Raw genomic sequence first — 19,649 nt, forward strand, 5'->3', positions numbered from 1 at the left:
ATATGACGGCGAAACGCACGACAACTACAATCCGGCCTTTATGGCGGCCCTCGGCATGAGCGAGGAAACGATCGCCTCCGTACTGGCCCAGCGCGACTATGAGCGGACAGATGGGCAGTTGGCGCGGCGCCGGATGGCCTATGTGGCCGAGTCCGACCCCCTTTTCTTGGAGTGGCAATACGACAAGACAGCAGCGGCCGAGCAGGCATGGCGCGACAAGGTGGCGGAGATCAAGCTGCGCTACCCGGTGGCCCGTGGGGCGGAAGAGTGATCGTCCGTCTCGAGCCCATCACGGCGAGCGTGGTCGCCGTGCTGCTGCAACCAGCCAAGTGAGCCTTGCCTCCTGGCGCTCCCGGCGTTAGGATTTACCCATCATGGCCCTGCTCTCTCGAGCGGGGCTTTTTCGTTTCTGCCTCTCTGAGATCCCCATGCCCATACTCGATATCGTCACCATGCGAGGGACTATGCCGCGCGCGGAGCCCCATCTTTTGTCTGATGAGGTCGCGGTGATTGCTCGCGACTGCCATTTTGACCATGGCGTCATCTCGCCTCTGGAGGATGACGCCAGTGCTGGTGTGGAATTGCCCATCGTACCTATCACCCTTTTTCGCTATGGCCAGCACTGGTTTGCCTGGAACAAGGTGGTGGAGGCCATCCGCTCCCCGATAGCTCAGGACTCGTATGGTCGGGTTTACTACACGGATGGTGAGTATCCCAAGGTGACTCATGCCCAGATCGCCACAGGCGGCAGCAACAAGCCGACGGCGTGGTATCGACTGGGCATTCCAGCCCCAGGTGTTCCGGTCGGGGTTGGCACCATCACCCCACCTGTTGGTGGTGTGGATGATGACCTGACAGATGACGAAACTCGCTTCTACGTGGATACCTTCGTTACTGCGATGGGTGAGGAGGGGCCCCCGGGCCCTGTCAGCGGAAAGGTGAATATCGGGATCCCAGGGTCATCCGTCACCTTGATGCTGAGCCCACCGACAACCCAGAACAGTAACATCACCAAGCGCCGGATATACCGGTCAGTGTCCGGTGGCGGCTTGGCTGATTACCTGTTGGTCGCCGAGCTGCCCATTGCCCAAGCATCGTTTGTCGATATCCGGGAGGATGGGGAGCTGGGCGCTGTGCTGGAGACCTACGACTACACCATGCCGCCGAATGGCATGCGCGGCTTGTGTCAAATGGCGAATGGCATGTGTGCGGGGTTTGCTGGCAACTCCCTCTACCTGTGCGAGCCTTACCTTCCCTACGCCTGGCCGGAGAAGTACCGGCTGACCACTGAGCACGACATCGTGGCGATCGCTGCCATCGACACCACCTTGGTGATTGGGACCAAGGGGTACCCCTATCTTGCCCAGGGCGTGAGCCCGGCATCCGTGACCACCCAGAAGCTCAGCCAACTGCCGCAGTCCTGTGTCAGCGGTCGCTCTATGGTCGCCATGGATGGCGTCGTGCTCTATGCCTCCCCGGACGGGCTGGTCGGCATCGGCGCCAACGGTGGGCAGGTGGTCACCGAGGGGATCATCACCCGAAGCCAGTGGCGCGCCATGAAGCCAGAAACCATGCGGGCATGGCACCACGAGGGGAAATATGTGGCCATGACTGACACTCACGCATTCATCTTTGACCCGAAAAGTGGCGACTTGCGTGAGCTGACGAACCGGTGGGAGGCGGCTGTCTCTGATATGGAGAGCGACTCCCTCTACGTTGCCAAGGGGCGCAGCTTGCAGATTTGGCGCGGGGGGAGCTCCAGCAATGGTCAGTTCGTCTGGCGGTCCAAGCCATTTATGGAGCCAGAGGGTTCGTCTTTCAGCTGCTGCCGGGTGTTGGCTCAGGATGTTGGCCTGGTCGGGATCAAGTTGTTCGTTGACGGGGAGCAGGTGATGGAGCTGTCCCCTGGCAACCTGGTGCCCGGGGCGTTCAGGTTGCCGCCAGTGCGGGGCCGGTTCTGGCAGATAGAGGTCTTTGGCACCTCGGTGGTGAGCCGCATCACCCTCGCGAGCAGCATGGCGGAGATGGTGAACTGATGGCCAAGAAACCCGCTTATCGCGCCGGCCGTGACCAGGCCGCAACAGCCGAGAACGTGGAGCTGCTCACCGGGCAGCGTGGCGATCGCCTTGATAAGGCAGTCACTTTCCGGGAGCTGGCGGCATTGGGGCTGTCTACGTTGCGTCCTGGTGCTGGCGGTGTTTATGTCCCGGGCAAGAACCCAGACCTTTTCCCGCCGGGCCAGATGGAGTTCCCCCACGCTCCGGTCAATGTGATCGCCAATGGCGCATTTCACACGGTCCTTGTTGAGTGGGATCCGCCGCAGTACCGGGGGCATGCTCACGCCGAGATATGGCGAGCTGAGAGTGACAACCAAGCCGAGGCCACCCTGGTGGGGACCTCTTCGGCCAATCTCTTCTCTGACGCCATTGGCAAGGGCGCCAAATTTTACTACTGGGTGCGCTTTGTCAACGGCAAGGATGACAAGGGCCCCTTCCAGGGTATGCAGGGAGTCGAGGCTGAAACCAGCCGGGATGTGCAGGACATTCTCGACGAACTGCAGGGGAAAATAGAGGAGAGCCACCTGGCCCAGGCGCTGCTGGGGCCCATAGAGCAAGTTCCCCAACTCCAGCTCGACATTGCGATCCTGAAGCCAAAGGTCGATGAAATCGAGGTCATTCGTCCCAAGGTCGCTGCCATCGAGGACAAGATCCCCAGTATTGAGCAGGAGTTGGCCGGGCTGGATGAGCGCCAGAAGGTAGCTCAAGAGCTGCTGGATGATGCCCAGCAGCAACTGGGGATGTCGAGCATTGAGATCGGCCTAGTGCAGGATCGCTTGAATGCGAAGCTCGATAAGTACAAGGGTGATTTCGACTCGTTCCGCGATGCTGTGTTTGTCGTGGATCCAGAAAACGGCAGCATCACGATGGATGCGGTCAATGCGGTGCGAGAGGAGCTTCACACTTCCATTACTGAAGTTCAGCAGGAGCTTGATGCCGTCGCCGGCCAGATCAGCAGCAAGGCAGACAATGTCACCGTTGACGGCCAGGGCTCGCGAATCACAGAGGCAGAGCAGCGCATCAACGGCTTGGACGCCAGCCTGAGCCAAACCGTCACCCGGGGGGAGTTCACAGGCGAACAGCAGCGGGTTACCCAGATCGGTCAAGAGCTTGATGCGACAAAAGGGGTGCTGGCCCAGAAGGCGACCAAGCAGGAAGTGGATGCCCAAGGCGTGCGACTTGCCAACGCAGAAAGCAAACTGACGGTGCATACCGACGAGCTGAGTTCCCAGGCGCAGCGTCTTGATGGGCTGGCGGCCCAGATCACCCAGGGCGACGAGACTCTTCGGGCCAGTATCACTGAGCTGGCGCGAGTTTCGGCGGAAAGCGATCAGGTGACTGCGCAGCGGGTTAGCGGGCTCGAAGTGAGGGCGGGGACATCAGAGGCCAAGATCCAGGCGCTCGAGGAAATCTTCGCGGATGACGGTGGTATTACTGCTGGCCGATTCGACGCCATCACGGCAGAACTCGAGCTGCAGCGTGGGCAAGACGATGACAACGCATCTGCTGCGATCGATGGTGCCCTGGCCGTGGATGAGCGGGATCGGGAGACGCGGAAGGCGTTCGGGGCCATCCGTACAGAGCAGAGGGTAATCCTGACGGAGCAGCAGGCCCAGGCTCAGCGCACAGCAGACATGGAAGTGAAGTTTGAAGCGAAGGATGCCGCCACTCAGGCCAGGATTTCGTCGGTTGAGAAGGTGGCCTCTGATGCAGACTCGGCGCTGGCACAGCGCATTGATAACGTCACAACGGAGTTCAAGGCGGCTGATGCTCAGGCCAATGCCGATATCAGGTCGTTGGCGCAGTCGAGCGCCGCCGCAGACGAGGCCCTGTCCTTGCGCCAGGACCAGTTGGCTGCGACGTTATCGAGTGCGACGGCAGAGCTTGGGGCAAACATCACTCAGGAGGCGTTGTCCAGGGTCACCGCCGATGAGGCCATTTCGAGGCGAGTTGCCGAAGTGGAGGCGCAGTTCAGTAGCGACCTCGAGGATACGAATGCGAGGGTTGCGGCCGAGGAGCTGGCTCGGGCAACAAAAGATGAGGCGCTTGCCCAGCAGATCAGCACTGTAGATGCTGCGTTCAAGGCCGCCGATACGGCGCTGTCTGCCTCCCTCTCCGAGTCGAGCAAAGCCCTGGCAGATGCCGACCGAGCGCTGGGTGAGCGGATCAGCACCCTTGATGTGACGGTTGGAGAGAACTCAGCCAGCATCACAGAACTCCAGCAGGCCGTGGTGAGCAATGAGGCCTCGCTCAGCCAACGCCAGGACAAGATGGAGTCGGAGATCGTTGTCGGTGCCGTCAGCCAGGTTGAAGGTGCCTTGGCCGGGGATGAACGTGACCGAGAGAACCGAAAGGCTCGCGGCGTCATTCTCCAACAGCAGAGCACGCTGGCGAATCAACAGGAGGCGCAAGCCAGGACTGTTGAGCAACTGACCGCTGAGTTTGATGCTGAGAATGGGGAGATCAGGGCGCAGATCACCAATGAGCAGTTGGTTAGGGCGACGGCTGATGAGGCGCTGTCACAGCGGATCAGTGTTGTTGATAGCGAGTTCAAAGCGGCGGACGCCGCGACGAATGCTGCTGTTGCAGCTGAAGTGCGGGCGCGGAGCGATGCTGATAGCGCGCTGGCTGAACAGTTGTCCACCTTGGATGCAGAGTTCAAGGGGGCGGAGCAGGCCCTGGCGGCCAGCATCGATGAAGTGTCCCGTGTTAGTGCTGAAGCAAACCAGTCCCTTTCTGAGCAATTGAGTCAGGTGAAGGCCACAGCAGAATCGGCGGGCACCGCTGCGGCAGGAGCCCAGAGTAGTGCAAACCAGGCAAAAGAGGATGCAGCGGCTGCTGCGGGGATAGCCAATGGAAAGGGCAAGGTGCTCATTCAGTCAGCAGCTCCAGCAGTAGCAGATCGGCTTGCTCAGAATCTCTGGATTGATACGACCAGCGGCACCAACACTCCGAAGCGGTGGAGTGGGTCAGCCTGGGTTGCAGTAACAGACAAGGTCGCGATCGATGCAGCTCAAGCCGCCGCCGCAGCTCAGGCAAGCGCTGATCAAGTCGCACAGGGTGTTGCGAAAAATACTGCTGCCATCAATGACGAAGTGAAGGCGCGGGCTGATGCAGATTCGGCCATGGCACAGCAGATCCAGCAGGTAACGGCAAACTATCAGCAGGGAGATCAGCAACTCCAAGGCCAGATCACGGCAGAGTCAGTCGCCCGTGCCGATGCGATGCAAGCCCTCGGCAGCCAGATTGATACGGTGTCTGCTGTTGCAGGTAGCAAGAATAAAACGTTCTTCCAAGCCACTGCCCCAGGGTCAGCGATGGGCACCGGTGATCTGTGGTTTGACACAGCCAACAACAACAGGCCGTATCGTTACAGTGGAACTGCGTGGGTTGCCACTGACGACCCGAGGATTGCAGCCAATGCCGCCGCCGTTCAACTCCAGAGCCAAGCTATTGCCGACTTGCAAAATGGTGCCCAGGCCATGTGGACAGCGAAAGCCAGCGCGGGCCAGATCACTGCCGGGATAGGGTTGATTGCAAACTCTGACGGCACGAGTCAGGTGGCTATCTCTGCTTCCCAGGTGTTCGTATTCAACCCGAATAGCTCAACGCCCATGGCGCCGCTGTTTGCCATCGACAATGGCCAGGCGGTCATTGCAGAGGCCATCATCCGCAAGGCCACTATCCAGATCCTGACGTCCGAGAAAATCACGGCGGACTACATCAAAGCAGGGGTCAGCATGTCGGCGCCTGCGATCTCGGGCGGTTCCATCGATATGGGCAATGCCTTCCTGTCTGGTGGGGCTGCAGGGTTCGGTAAAGGCGGGCCTTATGCCAGTTGGGGATTCGGCTGGTACACGATGATCTATGCGGACGGCAGCATCTATACCAATCGACTTCGTGCAGAAGGCGGTTATGTGAAGAACATGACCATGAACAACTGCACGATTGCTGCCGATTGCGTGGTCCTGGGGACGTTGGAAGCGGATCGGATTGTGGGTGATATCACAAGGATGATCAGGGCGTCAGGTAACTTCTCTTTGGCAGGTTACAAGCGAGCCAGAAACATGGTCTGCATCAAACCACTCACAGGTCTAGCAGAGGTTTCCGGAGCCGGCACGATAGGGCTCATATTGTTGTGCAAGCTCAACGGCACTGAAGTAGCTAGGGCTACATCCACAGCCTCGTTCCCTGTGGGTACGAATAGAGCGCCAATGAGTGTGACCTTCCAAGATGCTTTCGTGATCCCCGCTGGGACTGCGACCGTCAACATCACCTTCGAAGTGGTGGCCTATCCTGGGTCATCTATCCAGAACCAGCGCCTTATCGGGGAGAGCCTATGGCTGATGGGTCTATGGTGAGGGCTGCTTTGAACCGCATAGTCAGGGATACCGGGAATCCTAATCTCCCTCTCAAACTGCAAGACGCCATCCGAAACCGGATGGCGTTTTTGTTCTTGCGTGGTGATGACGGGTTTGTGCTCAAGCCACAGGCAGAAGATGGCGTGATCGGTGTCCTGGTCTGGGTGGGGTGGGGGGATGGCGGGGCACCTGAGCGGCACCTGCCGGAAGTGAAACGCCTGGCACGCCTGATTGGGGCACGCTGGCTGCGCTTCCACTCGGCGCGTAAGGGGTGGCTCAAGGTTGCGCCAAGAATGGGATGGGCCCGTCAGCCGGATGATGCTGATGGGCTCTATGTGTTTCAGATCAACCTATGAGGTGTAGGTGATGGGGAAGGGTGGCTCGAACGAAATTCAGGAGACCGAGGCTCAGAAGGCTGCAGCCGGTGTGGCCATGGAGCAGTGGGATCTCTACAAGAACGACCTGCAGAAGTACGAGGACTATTTCATCGAGAAGGTGGATGACCTCAACAGTGAGGGGGAGTTCGACAAACTGGCAGGCACGGCAGCGCTTGGCACTGCTCAATCCTTTGGTGAATCGCGCGCAGGGCTGGCTGACTCCATGGCTGCCAGTGGAGTAGATCCAACCAGCGGCAGGTACCAGGAGGCGATGGAAGGACTGGCAACGGACCAAGCCCTGAGTCAGACCGATACCACTAACCGCGCACAGTCCAGCCAGCAGGACAAGTATGTTGCTGGGCTCAAGGATGTGGTGAGCATTGGCGCAGGGCAGAAGGCTGAATCGCTGGCTGGTATGGGCGATGTGGCCACAACCAGCTTGCGCAAGGCAACCAGTGATGCACAGAGCTCTTACCAAAGCCAGCAGGCGACGGCTGGTTTGGTGGGAACCCTGGCAGGAGCCGCCACCTCGTATGGGCTGGCCAGCCTGAAAGCACCGGCGGCAACGGAGATCAAGAAAATCAGCCCGACTGCATCCGTGCTGCAGGGCAAGGGTTACTAAGGGGGTTCCATGGGTTACGCCGCAGACACTTACGCCAAAATCACCCGAGAGCAGTACCAGGACTGGAAGACGCGCTTCTACCCCAAGCAGCAGGAACTGATGGAACTGGCCACCAACGGCCAGTTGCTGCGGGAGCAACTGGGGCGGGTGGATGAGAACAACGCCAACGCGCTCCGCTCAGCTCAGCAGGCTACGGCCAACCGCAATGCGCGGATGGGGCTGGGCACCAGCAGCAATGCCAACGATAACAGCCAGGGGCTGCGCATGGCGCTGATGACGGCAGGCACCGAGAACGGCCTGCGTGAACAGGAGCAGACCCGGCAAATGGGGATCCTGACCGGCGCGGATGCGGGGCTGCGTGAGGCAATCAAAACCGGAGGGGGTGTGTGATGGGGTACGGCATTTTGGATATCGGCGGCCAGACACGCCAGCAAGGCCTGGCGGGGTTGCGCGATGCTGCCAACCGAGAGTCGGAGATGGAGGCTGCCAACAAGAGTCTCAAGACCGCTCGCAAGGGGCAAACCCTGAGCACAATCGGTACTGGCGCATCGATGGGCGCCGTGTTGGGCATGGCGGGCTCACTCGGTGGCCCTCTGGGCGCACTGGCAGGTGCTGGGGTTGGGTTTCTGGCAGACAGCTTGTTTTAAGGGGGCATGATGAGCGTATCGGGATTGGCTGAAGGTTTTCTGGCTGGCTTCAACACCATGGACCGCTACCAGCGGGGCCAGAAAGAAGATGAGCGGATGGAGAGGTCAATGGGCCTGCGAGATGCCATGTGGCAGAACGAACAGGACCGACAGAAAGTGGCAGATGAGCGCTACCAGAGCGAGCGGGAGTACGGCAAGGGGCGCGACAAGTTGGCAGATGCAAGGTATGACAAGCAGTTCGCCCTCACAGAGCGGCAGATGAAGGCGTCCGAGGCGCGAGCCGGTGCTGCTGAGCGGCGAGCGGCGGCACAGGAAGCTCGGCAGCAGCAGGAGTATGAGTGGCAAAAGACACTGCGGGACAAGCAGCTTTTCCAGCAGGAGAACCTGCCGATTATCCAGTCTGGCTGGCAGGCTGTGACCGAAGGCAAAGACCCGGGCCAGCAATTCTGGAGCGTGGTGCGCGACCCGCGCGCAGGCTCATTCAATCCGGAGCGCTATCTGCAGCAGGACTACGCCGAGGCTGGCAAGACTTTTGTCACCTATGCGGGCAACCTGGTGCGCCAAGCGCAGGAAGGAAAACTGGATCCAACTACGCCCGAGGGGCACGCTGCCGTCAATAACCCTGACTTCATCAAGGCGGCCGGCACCCTCTATCAGGATGAGGTCAGCAAAGGCGTGGGCGACATCGATCCGGAAAGCGGCAAGACCATCACCGGCAAGCAGTTGAACAACATCATGATCACCCCTGACGGGCGTGGTGTGGTATTGGGAGTGGAAGTCACCTATGACGACGGCAGCAAGGCCGTGCGTCCGGTCACCAACAACCGCACTTCTGCGCCCGATGATCACCCCAAGGTCATCCCCATCAACGACTTCTTGAAGCCTGCCTACCAGCGGGCGGCACTGGCCAAGCACATGATTGGCAATGCAGATCAGTTGCGCACCTCTCTCGGTCTGACGGCTGGGCCTGACCAGGTGGGTTACAAGAAGGCGGTCACCGAGCTGGAGAAGCAGCACGGCCAGAACAGGGCGCGCATCTCTTCCAGCAACGCAGAGGATAAAGACTTACAACTGGATGCGCTGGACGCCCAGCTGGAGCAGAGCAAGGCGGCGTTGGCCGACACCTTCGGCATGACTTCCAAAGCTGAGGAGAAGGAGGCGGGTACCCCTATCAAAGAGTGGACTGGCGGCGATCCCGAGCGCCTGCAGTTCGTGAAGGAGGCCAACCAACATGGCAAACTGAGCAGTCTGCTGGATTCCCCGGCCAAGATGAACACGGCCTTTGAGCTTTGGCGCCAGCAGGCGGCCAAACAGCGGCAGACTGAGCAGGCTACCGTCACGGCCAATCGACTCCGTGACACGGAGACCAACGCCTATCAGGCAATGAGCCTGGCCCAGGCTCGCCGATAGTTGCCTTTCACCTACCCCAGCGTTAGCATCTCTCCATCGTCGATCAGTCTGCATGCTGATCGCCCCATCTCAAAAGCCCCGAACGGTTCGCCGCTCGGGGCTTTTCTTTTGCTCGAAATCCGAGGACACCATGGACAAACCTGGACTGCGTGACGCCCTGCCACAACCGCGACAATCTGACACTCGTAATGACCCCTTCTGGAGCTCGCTCGATAGCAGCCTGTCTGCCGCAGCGGCTGCAACACCCCAACCATCCGAGCCTGTAGCCAAACGTGATCTTGATGTCGGCCTGGGCGATGTCGCCCGCGGGGTGGGCGCTGGCGCACTTGATCTGGTGGGTGGCATTGGTGAGCTGGCACGGCAGGCAAGCAACTTCGGCAAAGAGAATGCCGGGAAGCAGGGGGGCGACTACCTGGAACAGGCTCGTGCCAATATGGCCAACAAACTGAGCTCGGTTCTGGATGTGGTCGCAGGTGCAGGCGATCTGGCCGCATCTGGGGCAGAGTCTCTGAATGATGGGATGAGTGCTGACGCCAAGGAGGCACTGGGGCGCCGACTGGTCGATGAAACGCCAGAAGGCCGGTTGACCCTGGGGGATGGCGCAGGGGATATCGATGTCTGGGCGATGAAAATGGCGCAGGGCGTTGGCTCTTTGCTACCGACACTCGCCGCTGGCGGGGTGACTGGGGTGGCTGCCAAAGCCTCTATCGGCCGGGCTGTCACTGCATCCATGGTCAAGCGTGGCGCGACCCAGGAGGTAGCCGAAGCGGTCGCCGCCAAGGCAGTATCCAAAATTGCCACCGGTGCCGCTGTGACCACCGGGGCGACCGGATCGGTGGGCAGTGCCGGGGTGAACACCCGCGACACTGTGCTGGGAATGAGCTTTGACGAGCTGGCGGGCAGCGATACCTTCCGCCAGTCGTTTACTCGCATCGACCAGGATCAACAGACCGCCCATCTCTCTGATGAGGAGAAGCTGGGGCTGGCCCGTGAGGAAACGGCCAACTTTGCCAGCCGAGCCACTATGAGCGACGCCAAGGTGTGGGGAGCTGCCGCCATGGGCTCCATGATGGGCGACGCCATGCTGTTCAAGATGCTGGCTGGCAAGGCGGCCACCGGTGGAGTGCTGAAAGGTGCTGCCAAGGGGGCGGCAGGTGAGGGTATCAGCGAAACCCTGGAGGAGGGGGTGCAGCAATACGCCGTCAACGAATCCCTCAACGAGGTGGCCGCCGCTGATATCGACCCGATGAAGGGGGTCATGTCGAGCGCGATCGAGGGCGGCTTGATAGGGATGGGGACAGGTGGTGCGGTAGGTGCTGTCGGTGGGGCGCGAGGCGGTAAGCATGCCAGCCAGGAAGATGGCGTTGGGACCGGTCCGGTTGCAGAGCCTTCCGCGCCGGTGACGGAGGACGCTGCTGGTCCGGCAGTGGATCCGAACTTTGCATCTGCTCCACTGGAAGACGGCGAGCAGGCGCCCTCCGCCTCGCAGGCCGAGGGGGAGCTGAATCCGCTCGGCCCCAGCGCCAGCCAGTTTGACGAGCTGCGTGATGTGCCGGCCTACCTGCGCCGCGACGATACCGCAGCGCGGTTCAAGGGCATGGCTGCCGATAGCGAGGTGCAGCGCGCCCTGGCTGGTGAGTTTGGCCAGTCAGTGCAGGAGCTGGTTGCCTCCCAGATGCAGGCTGGCGATCAGGGCAAGAGTCTTTATGAGCGAGCTCAGGCTGGTGAGCTTGGGCTTGACCCGTTCGCAGGCAACAAGAGCGCCCAGCAGGTAGCCATGGAGAACCAGCGCCCAGCCCTGCCGCTCAAGGATGTGATCTTTGCCGGTGACGCCAATGCGGCTCGGGGGATGACCAAGGAAGGCCACTTTGACGACAAGCAGGCTGGCACCGGCCCCCAGTTCCGCGGCGCAGAGCGTACTCGCTGGCAGAGTGGGCAGGAGGGGGATGTGTTGCCGCCAGAGGCATCTTCCACCAAGCCCGCTGGCGAGCTGCCGGGCGCGGTGATTGAGGGTGAGGCCAGCGAGGTGGGTAACGAGCTGCCGCACCGTGATGTGGTCTATGGAGCAGATCAGCGACAGCCTGACGCCAAACCGATGCGTGGCAGCGCCACAGAATCGGCAGTTGGCCCGCTCCAGACACTCCGAATCACCCGCAAAGGCAAGCCGTTCGCAACCGAGAAAGAGGCTGCCATGGCCAGCCGCAAGGGCCAGGAGATGCCGGTGCCGCTCAATGGTGGCGGCTTTGGGGTGGCCGAGATCGCCGAAGTGGAGAGGGCGAAGGCTGCTGAAACCACGCAACCCAGCGTTCAGCAACTCGACGACATCAGTGTCACCGACCCGAATCAACCATCTGATCAGCCAGTTGCAAGCGTAAGCGCTGAAACAGTTCCGGCACCGTCTGCCACAGCGGGCGAGGCCAGCCAATTAGTACCAGCTATCGATACCGGATACCGCGAGGTGATCCCCGGCAACCAACCCCAAGCAGAGGTGAGCAATGAGCCAGTTACCCCGATACCTGCAATCAGCAGTGAGCGATCAGGTGATCAGCCTGGCGCAGGCGATCCGGTTGCAACAAGTGTTGGACCAACCCCTGCCGAACTCGCGGAACGAGCTGGACCCGGAGATCCAGCAGATGGCACTTCTCTTGCACCTGTACCTGTTACCCAACCAGGAGAGGAAAATTCACTGACAGCCCCGGCACCTGCCGGGGTTGCTGTATCTGAAGAGGCGCAAGCTGAACAGGCTCGCACGACTGCCGGGCCAGCGGCGGCGCCGACACCCTGGTCGGAGATGATTGATAACCCTGATGGCACCATCACCCTGAAAGGCGAAGTGCCGATCATCAAGCAGTGGGCTAAGGATAACGGCGTGAAGGCGATCCCGGGTAAGGGTGGCCTGGTAGTAGCCAAGTCGTTCACTGCCAAGGTGCGAGGCCTTACTGCTCCGGCCGCCAATGAGCCTTCGGCACTGGTCGAGGCTGCTCGAGGTGGGGTAGTTCCGGAGCCAACCGAGGTAGATCTTATTGATCGCGACTTGCTGAAGGAGCATGCCGGACGCTGGAAGTACCGATCTGCTGTTGGGGCTGGCTGGTTTACCTCCAACACCAAAGAGGGCGCTATTGACAGGGCGCGGGAGGCCTACCGGAGGGCTTTCGAGAAGGGGGACCCCGTGCCGACTCGCGAGGAGCGCTGGGAACAGTCTGAGCGCGAGTTTGCTGGGCGCATGGACAACCGCTTTGGCGGGATGACCATAAATGAGTTGGAAAAACGCCACCAGAACCTCGGCGGTACCATTGCGGATTTGCAGTTGGCTGGCCGGCACGAGATGAATGGCAATGGCGGGCGTCGCACCGGTGCCGCAGTAGCCAATGAGGGGGCTCGTCAGGCAGGCCAAGAGAAGATGGATCTCGAGCGTTATATCCAGTTGCGCCGTGAGCGAGAAGAGATGGCAGGCAGTGCGCCGGCTCGGATGATAGAGGCGGCTCGCTCCGAGGTTGCGCCGGAACCCACCGAGGCGCAGAAGGAGGCGGGGAACTACAAGAAGGGCCACCTCACGCTGCAGGGGTTGGATATTGCGCTCGAAAACCCCAAGGGATCCACCCGTTCAGGTATTGACCCGGATGGCAAGGAGTGGCAATCCACCATGGCCCACGACTATGGCTATATCAAGCGTACCCTGGGGGCGGACGGCGATCATGTCGATGTGTTCATCGGCGATAAGCCGGATAGTGAGACGGTCTATGTGGTGGACCAGGTGGACCCCAAAACCGGGAAGTTTGACGAGCACAAGGTGATGATGGGCTTTTCCGATGAGCAGGCCGCCCGGGAAGGCTACCTTGGCAACTACGAGGACGGCTGGAAAGGGCTGGGTGCCATCAAGGCGATGCCAGTGGATGCGTTCAAGCGCTGGGTGAAGGGAGGGGATACGAGGTCCCCGATTGCTGCTCAGCCTGTTGCTGGCACCGTGAACTCTGTTCGTTTCTCCAAGCAGGCGATGGCCCAGGGCGACAAGCCAATCAAGCACTTGACCCGCAAGGAGGCTGAGCTGGTTTCCCGTGGCTGGTTCAAACAGTACCGAGGGGCGAGTGGTATCAAGGTGCAGATCCACGCCACCCAAGGGGAGCTTGAGGGGGCCCTGGGACTGGAAGCCAAGGAGGGGCTTATCCGGAGAGCGGCGTTTGACGACGATGCCGGCACCTTGCACGTAGCTGCGGACACTATTTCCGACCCCAAGCGGATGCGCGAGATCCTGCGCCATGAGGTGCTGGCCCACTATGGCCTGGCCAACGTCCTGGGTGACGGGGAATACACCAAGCTGATGAGCCGCCTAATCCAGTCCCAGAAGGACCCCAGCATGAAGCCGGTGTGGGACTGGGTAAACACCCATTACGCCGACGAGGACATCGGCACCAAAGCCGAGGAAGTGGTGGCTCATCTGGCGGAATTGGAGCAGGGGGCCTGGGGCCGTGGCTGGGATCGGGTCGTGGCCTGGGTCACCCGGGCGCTGCGTGCGGTCGGCTTTGTACCTGATGGCATTACCGCCGCGGAGACGCGTTCCCTGATCGAGGGGCTGGGCAAGAAGTTGCAGCGTAGCGGCCCAGACGACAGCGGGCCGGATGGCGGGAAGAAGTTCAGCCAGGAAGCCGAGCGGCCAGCCCAGAAAGGCGGTATCAAGATGAGCCAGGCCAGTACCGCAGCTGATGCGGCCATGGAGAAGCTCAACCTGGGCCCCAAGCCCGACATCATCGACAAGACCAAGGCCAGCCTGAACAAGCTCCGTCAAGTTGACAGAGGCGTGGTCAGCTCATGGATCGATCGCGTCATCAAGAAAGCCAACACCGAGGTGCTCGACGCGCTGGCCCCCATCAAATACGCTGAGGAGGCTGCCGGCATTACTGATGCCGCAGACTCCGGTTATGTGGCGGCACGGATGGCGACGGGGGCCGCCTCCACCATGCAGGCGACCATGCTCTATGGTCTGCCGGAGTGGAATGACGGGGTGATCCAGCGCAAGGCGAGTACCGGCGAGAAAGACGCGCTGCTGGGCATCTTTGCCGACCTGGGAGCTGATCTGCACAACTGGCTTGGCTGGATGGCTGGTCACCGGGCGGAACTGCTGATGGCGCAGGGCAGAGAGAACCTGCTTGATGCCAATGACATTGCGGCGCTCAAGGGGCAAGGCAAGGGCAAGGAGGCCAAATTCCTTGATGCCAAAGCCCGCTGGAACCGCCTCAATGCCGCAACCCTGGACCTGGCACAAGAAGCTGGGCTCTTCACCAAAGAGGCGCGGGCCGAGTTTGAAAGCGAATGGTACATCCCGTTCTTCCGTGAATCAGATGACGGCGACGTGATCGCCCCCTTCAAGACGAAGGGCATTGCCAACCAGAACTCCGGCATCAAGAAGCTCAAGGGCGGTGAGGCCAACACCAACGACCTGCTCGAGAACATCTTCACCTCCACCTCCAAGCTGATCGACGCGTCCATGAAGAACATGGCGGCCCAGAAGACGGTTTGGAACCTGGCGGATACCGGCATCATCGAGGTCATTCCGAAGCCAAACAAGATGGATTACCAGGCCCTTGCCAATGGCAAAGACAGGATCATGGTCAAGCTGGAGGGGGAGGACTACATGATCCGGGTTGAGGATCCGGACCTCTATCGCGCTATGACCTTCTTCGACCGCAAGCCGTTCGGCGCCATGGTCAATGTGGCGGCCAAGGCCAAGCGCCTGCTTACTGCTGGGGTCACTGCATCTCCCGAATTCATGCTGCGCAACTTCCTGCGCGACTCACTCTCCAGCTGGGCGATCAGCAAAGACGGCTTCAGGCCGGTGATCGACTCCATCAAGGGGGTGAAAAAGACCCTGGCGATGGACGGCAGTACCATTGATGTGATGTTCAGCGGAGCCTCCTTCCTGGGCGGCTACGTGAATGGCAATGACCCAGAGGCGATGGCCGATACCGTGCGTAAGTCGCTGCGACGCAAGGGGATGACGCCCGAGCAAATCGCCCGCTACGAAAAGAGCATTATCCGCAACGCCGCTCAGGCAAAGGGCGTGGTTGCCAATGTGTGGGAGAAGTACAACCGCTATGGCGAGGCTTTCGAGAATGCCAACCGCGAGGCGGTCTATGCCGCAGCCATCAAGGCTGGCAAGAGCCACGCCCAGGCGGCGTTCGAGTCGAAGGACCTGATGGATTTCTCCATGCTGGGTGCCTCACGCACCATGCAGGTCATGACCCAACTGCTGCCGTTCTTCAATGCCCGGGTGCAAGGTCTAGGCAAGCTGACCCGCGAACTGCGAGACAACCCGAGAGCCATCGCCAAACGTGCAGGCATGATCACGGCTGCGAGCCTGGCTCTGCTGGCCGCCAACTGGGACGATGAGCGATACGAAGAGCTGCCGGATTGGGACAAAGACGCGAACTGGCACTTCTTCATCGGCGACCAGCACTTCCGGATCCCCAAGCCGTTCGAGATCGGGGTAATGTTCGGCACCATCCCAGAGCGGATGGTGCGCGCCATGGGAGGCAAGGATACCGGAGCCCAGCTCGGCAAGGCGGTAGCCAGGGCAATAGGGGAGACCTTCGCCCTCAACCCCACACCGCAGATCGTCAAGCCGCTGGTGGAGTCCTACTTCAACTACGACTCGTTCCGTGGTGGGCCCATTGAGAACGCGCAGGATCTGGCCGTGAAGGTGGAGGCGCGCTACAACGAGCAGACCAGCCTGATGATGCGGGAGCTGGGTGAGGCGACAGGAATGTCGCCCAAGAAGCTGGAGCACCTGCTGATCGGCTATACCGGCACGATAGGTGGTTATGTCATGGCCACTGCTGATGGACTAATCCGGGCGGCGCAACCAGGGGAGTCGGCCAGCTGGCGTGCAGATGAGATCCCGCTGGTAAAGGCGGTATACCGCGGCACCGGGCCGGCGAAGTCCACCCAGCACATGGAAGAGTTCTACCGGATGCTGAACGAGGTGAATCAGCTCAAACGCACCGTTGACCAGTACCGCAGCGAAGGGCTTACCGACAAGGCAAACGAGCTGCTGGAAGAGCAGGGCGGGATCCTGAAATCGCGCCGCAGCCTGAGCCGCACCCAGCAGCAGGTGCGGGTGGTGCGCAACAAGATAGAGCTGATCCAGCGGGATCGGATTCTGAGTGCCGACGAGAAGCGTCGCCGCATCGATGAGCTGATGGCCCGCAGGAACGATCTGGTTTATCAGGCGGTTAATCACAACCGGCAGAACTGGGAATAGTGGCCCTGGATAGGCCTTGGCGATGGGGATAAGCTGAGGTCTTTCTCAGGGAGGATACGCCTATGTGGTTGTTGCTTGCGATTGGATGTATGGTGCTGGCGCTGAAAGCGATGAGCGTCAGCCTGATACTCGGGTTGATCCCGGCCGCTGCCGGATACTGGTGTTTCAGCAATTCGACCAACGCGAGCCTTGAGACCTTTATGGCGTTCGCGTTCGCCCTGGTGGTTATCGGGGCTGTGCTGAATGCTGTTGTGGCTAACTGGTGACGGGCCTTCGTTTTACTTTCCCTCCTTTCTCCCCTACTCCGCTCAAGGCCTCCCATTCATTCCCCTCACAGAATCCCCCAGATGGATTTTAAAAAAAAGATCGTGGTTTTTTCAGTTTTTTCATTGGAGGGGGAGGCATTTTCTTAAAATCGGCATGGCGAATTTTAATTAATCCTACAGAGGTGGTTCGCGGTCTTTTGGAAAATGCCTTTAACTATCCTGTGAGGATAGTGGCTTGTATTTATTAATATTTTTTCGTCTTGGTCTCGTCGTTTTTTCATCTTTTGCGTTGACGGGTATTGGGGTTTTGCATATCGTGTGATGCAACCAAGCGAGCGCAATCTGGAGAGAAATGACAGTTAGTCAATTTTTCTAAAATTTAATTGGTGCTTAATAAATGGCGAAGGAAAGGAGGGGAGCAAAGATAGGGGCTTATATACACACAGCTATCATAAATGGTTCGGCCCAAGCTGTTGGAGCAGCTTGGACCGAGAATGTAATCCGCACCGTTAAGTCAGGATTTACTGAATGACTATACAACATCCTAAGCTGTTTTTGGAAGTTAAGGTTAGTGTATCAAGTTCTCCCATGTTCACTAAGGTTGAGATCGGAACCGGAGGGGCTGGCTGTTCTGTTCTCGAAGTTCCCGACGATCAGAGTTTCAGGTTTGCCATGGGCGCGGCACAATTGCGCACTGAACTCGAAGAGCTGCTTGAGGAGATGGAAGGGATCGACCTTTCTGCATATGAGCGCAAGCTGCTTACCGACCGGGTCTGGCGGATGATGCCCGTCCAAGCTGCTTAACATTCAGGGGCTTTGGCCCCTTTTTCTTACCCCATTCTTACCCCCACTATTTCCGCATAGCAGTTCAGCATCGAAGCCAGGTGCGGCTTTGGCAGCATCGCCGCCCGGTTAATCAACCCCCTGTGTTCGTCATCGGTCATGCACCAGTCTGGCTCAGCCAGAATGGTCTGAACCGAGATGCCCATAGCTGTCGATACCATCACTGCCTCAGCCAAGCCCATGAAGTCGTCATGGTGGGGGGAAAGCCATCGTGAAATGCTCGACCTAGGGATCGTCGTTATCTTGCTGATGTGGGTCTGCGTCAGCTTCCGTTCCGCCAGCAGAAGGCGGACTTTATGATAGGAGTAGGAGGGCAAAATTGTACTCCCGTGAGCCCGCAAAAAGTGGTAAATTTATGCGGTAACTGTATAGGTATACAGTGTTTCACAGTCGAGAGACTGGGAGAGAAAGGGGGAAATCGGATGGAATCACTACTAAGCGAACTGGAAGAGTTTGTTGAGACGCTGGACCTGGCGCCTGAGGAGGAGAGCAAGATCGCGCGCATTCTGGAAAAACTACGCGATGAAGCCACCGCGTCAGCGTGACGCGGAAGGATTCGGATTGGCCCGCCACTGTGCGGGCTTTTCTATGCCTGGATGGCAGAAAAGAAAAAAGCCTGCATTTCTGCAGGCTTTCTTGCTCTTGGATCACCAGTGGATCATTTCGATTCCAGTTTTGGTCCAGTCACTGTCGCTATGTTTTTGCTAAGTGGCTGTTTTTTCTGGGTTTGTCCTGTCGGTGTCCTAGTTAAATTGGTGGAGCTGGGGGGATTTGAACCCCCGTCCAAAATTACTACATCCTCGGTACTACATGCTTAGTCACTCTTTACATTCGCCAACACGCTGCGGAGAGACACGCCACGCATTGACTAGCTCGATTGGTTTTAATGCTTCCGCCCCGAGCAGGACTTCCACACGATCCTGTGAAGGATGACCTTCCATTTCCCTAGGACACAGGCAAGCTAGGGGAGAAGGGCTCAGCGCAGGTTATTAAGCTGCGAGTGCGTAGTTTTCGTCGTTTGCGACTATTTTTTTGCGGTTTATTAACGAGGCCTACCGCACCTCGGCATGCACCTTGGGTTTCGTGAATCTTGTCGAATCCAGAATCAGCCCCAAGTTGTCAAAAGGGATTGTACGCAAAAATCCTGTCATGGCAAGGCGTTGATGGCAATCGACCGGCCTTGGCCGGTCGATTGCTGGTTTATTGGTCGCCGCATGGGGGCCGGCGGCGCACAATCAACCGCGGTGCTTGTTCTTCATGATGCGGGCCTTCTCACGGTCCCATTCCCGTGCCTTGGTGTCTTCCCGCTTGTCGTGCTCTTTCTTGCCTTTCACCAGGCCGATCTCGACCTTGACCCAGCACGCTTTCCAGTAGAGGGCCAGCGGCACTATGGTGTAGCCCTGACGAGCGGTCAGGCTCTCGAGCTTGTCGAGTTCACGGCGACTGAGCAGCAATTTGCGGGTGCGGGTCGGATCGCATACCACGTGGCTGGAGGCGGCGTTCAGCGGCAGGAAGCTGGAGCCGAACAGGAAGGCTTCTCCCTGCATGAAGATGACATAGGCTTCGCTGATGTTGGCCTTGCCCGCCCGCAGGGACTTCACTTCCCACCCTTGCAGGGACAGGCCGGCTTCCACGCGCTCTTCGATGAAGTACTCGTGACGGGCGGTTCTGTTGAGTGCAATGGTGCTGGACCCGGCTTTGTTTTTACTGTTCTTTTTGCTCATGACGGGGGCCTTAGGCAATGTTTAGGAAGGCGCATTATACGTGGGTGGCGGCGGCTGTAAAACGCACAGCGCTCCGAGTGGCGGCTT

13 protein-coding genes and 1 other RNA gene are annotated in these 19,649 nt (G+C 59.5%); 12 read left to right on the forward strand and 2 right to left on the reverse strand.

The features are described from left to right. The 12 genes from J9893_RS10500 to J9893_RS21945 all read left to right on the forward strand — a co-directional run. On the forward strand, positions 1 to 271 hold a 271-nt coding region (locus J9893_RS10500; RefSeq protein WP_210600033.1), incomplete at its 5' end, for a hypothetical protein. A gap of 103 nt (positions 272 to 374) precedes the next feature. Further along, complete coding sequence (locus J9893_RS10505; protein WP_210600032.1) at positions 375 to 2,036, forward strand: hypothetical protein; 1,662 nt, start codon at positions 375 to 377, stop codon at positions 2,034 to 2,036. Next, positions 2,036 to 6,418 carry a DUF1983 domain-containing protein gene (locus tag J9893_RS10510; protein WP_210600031.1) on the forward strand — a complete coding sequence of 1,461 codons (4,383 nt, stop codon included), beginning with the start codon at positions 2,036 to 2,038 and terminating at the stop codon, positions 6,416 to 6,418. Before J9893_RS10505 ends, J9893_RS10510 begins: the two co-directional genes overlap by 1 nt. A gap of 80 nt (positions 6,419 to 6,498) precedes the next feature. Beyond that, positions 6,499 to 6,774 (forward strand): hypothetical protein, encoded by a 276-nt coding sequence (locus J9893_RS10515; protein ID WP_246875556.1) that lies wholly within the window; start codon positions 6,499 to 6,501, stop codon positions 6,772 to 6,774. Positions 6,775 to 6,784: 10 nt separating this feature from the next. After that, positions 6,785 to 7,417, forward strand: a complete 633-nt coding sequence (locus J9893_RS10520) for a hypothetical protein (protein ID WP_210600029.1) — start codon at positions 6,785 to 6,787, stop codon at positions 7,415 to 7,417. 9 nt (positions 7,418 to 7,426) lie between these two features. Then, positions 7,427 to 7,807: a hypothetical protein gene (locus J9893_RS10525; RefSeq protein ID WP_103858409.1), complete on the forward strand. Its 381-nt coding sequence runs from the start codon at positions 7,427 to 7,429 to the stop codon at positions 7,805 to 7,807. After that, positions 7,807 to 8,064, forward strand: coding sequence for a bacteriocin (locus J9893_RS10530; RefSeq protein ID WP_203762482.1), 258 nt, complete (start codon positions 7,807 to 7,809; stop codon positions 8,062 to 8,064). The genes J9893_RS10525 and J9893_RS10530 overlap by 1 nt, the downstream gene beginning before the upstream one ends. 9 nt (positions 8,065 to 8,073) lie before the next feature. After that, positions 8,074 to 9,474 carry a hypothetical protein gene (locus J9893_RS10535; RefSeq protein WP_210600028.1) on the forward strand — a complete coding sequence of 467 codons (1,401 nt, stop codon included), beginning with the start codon at positions 8,074 to 8,076 and terminating at the stop codon, positions 9,472 to 9,474. 130 nt (positions 9,475 to 9,604) lie between these two features. Then, positions 9,605 to 16,729, forward strand: a complete 7,125-nt coding sequence (locus J9893_RS21655; RefSeq protein ID WP_246875557.1) for an LPD38 domain-containing protein — start codon at positions 9,605 to 9,607, stop codon at positions 16,727 to 16,729. A 62-nt stretch (positions 16,730 to 16,791) separates the two neighbouring features. Beyond that, the gene (locus J9893_RS10550) at positions 16,792 to 16,995 is read left to right on the forward strand and encodes a hypothetical protein (RefSeq protein ID WP_113736157.1); all 204 of its coding nucleotides are present in this window, start codon (positions 16,792 to 16,794) and stop codon (positions 16,993 to 16,995) included. 528 nt (positions 16,996 to 17,523) lie between these two features. Beyond that, the gene (locus J9893_RS10555; protein ID WP_210600027.1) at positions 17,524 to 17,799 is read left to right on the forward strand and encodes a hypothetical protein; all 276 of its coding nucleotides are present in this window, start codon (positions 17,524 to 17,526) and stop codon (positions 17,797 to 17,799) included. Between the two features lie 461 nt (positions 17,800 to 18,260). After that, complete coding sequence (locus J9893_RS21945) at positions 18,261 to 18,383, forward strand: hypothetical protein (RefSeq protein ID WP_265182620.1); 123 nt, start codon at positions 18,261 to 18,263, stop codon at positions 18,381 to 18,383. A 208-nt stretch (positions 18,384 to 18,591) separates the two neighbouring features. Here J9893_RS21945 and ssrA read toward each other — a convergent pair. Both ssrA and smpB read right to left on the reverse strand, forming a co-directional pair. Beyond that, positions 18,592 to 18,951: a transfer-messenger RNA gene (gene ssrA, locus J9893_RS10560) on the reverse strand. Positions 18,952 to 19,073: 122 nt separating this feature from the next. Beyond that, on the reverse strand, positions 19,074 to 19,562 hold the full coding sequence (gene smpB / locus J9893_RS10565) for an SsrA-binding protein SmpB (RefSeq protein WP_010673973.1): 489 nt from the start codon (positions 19,560 to 19,562) through the stop codon (positions 19,074 to 19,076). Positions 19,563 to 19,649 lie beyond the last annotated feature (87 nt).

The sequence above is a fragment of the Aeromonas sp. MaB10011B genome, from assembly GCF_017939325.1.
Classification (GTDB): domain Bacteria; phylum Pseudomonadota; class Gammaproteobacteria; order Enterobacterales; family Aeromonadaceae; genus Aeromonas; species Aeromonas caviae.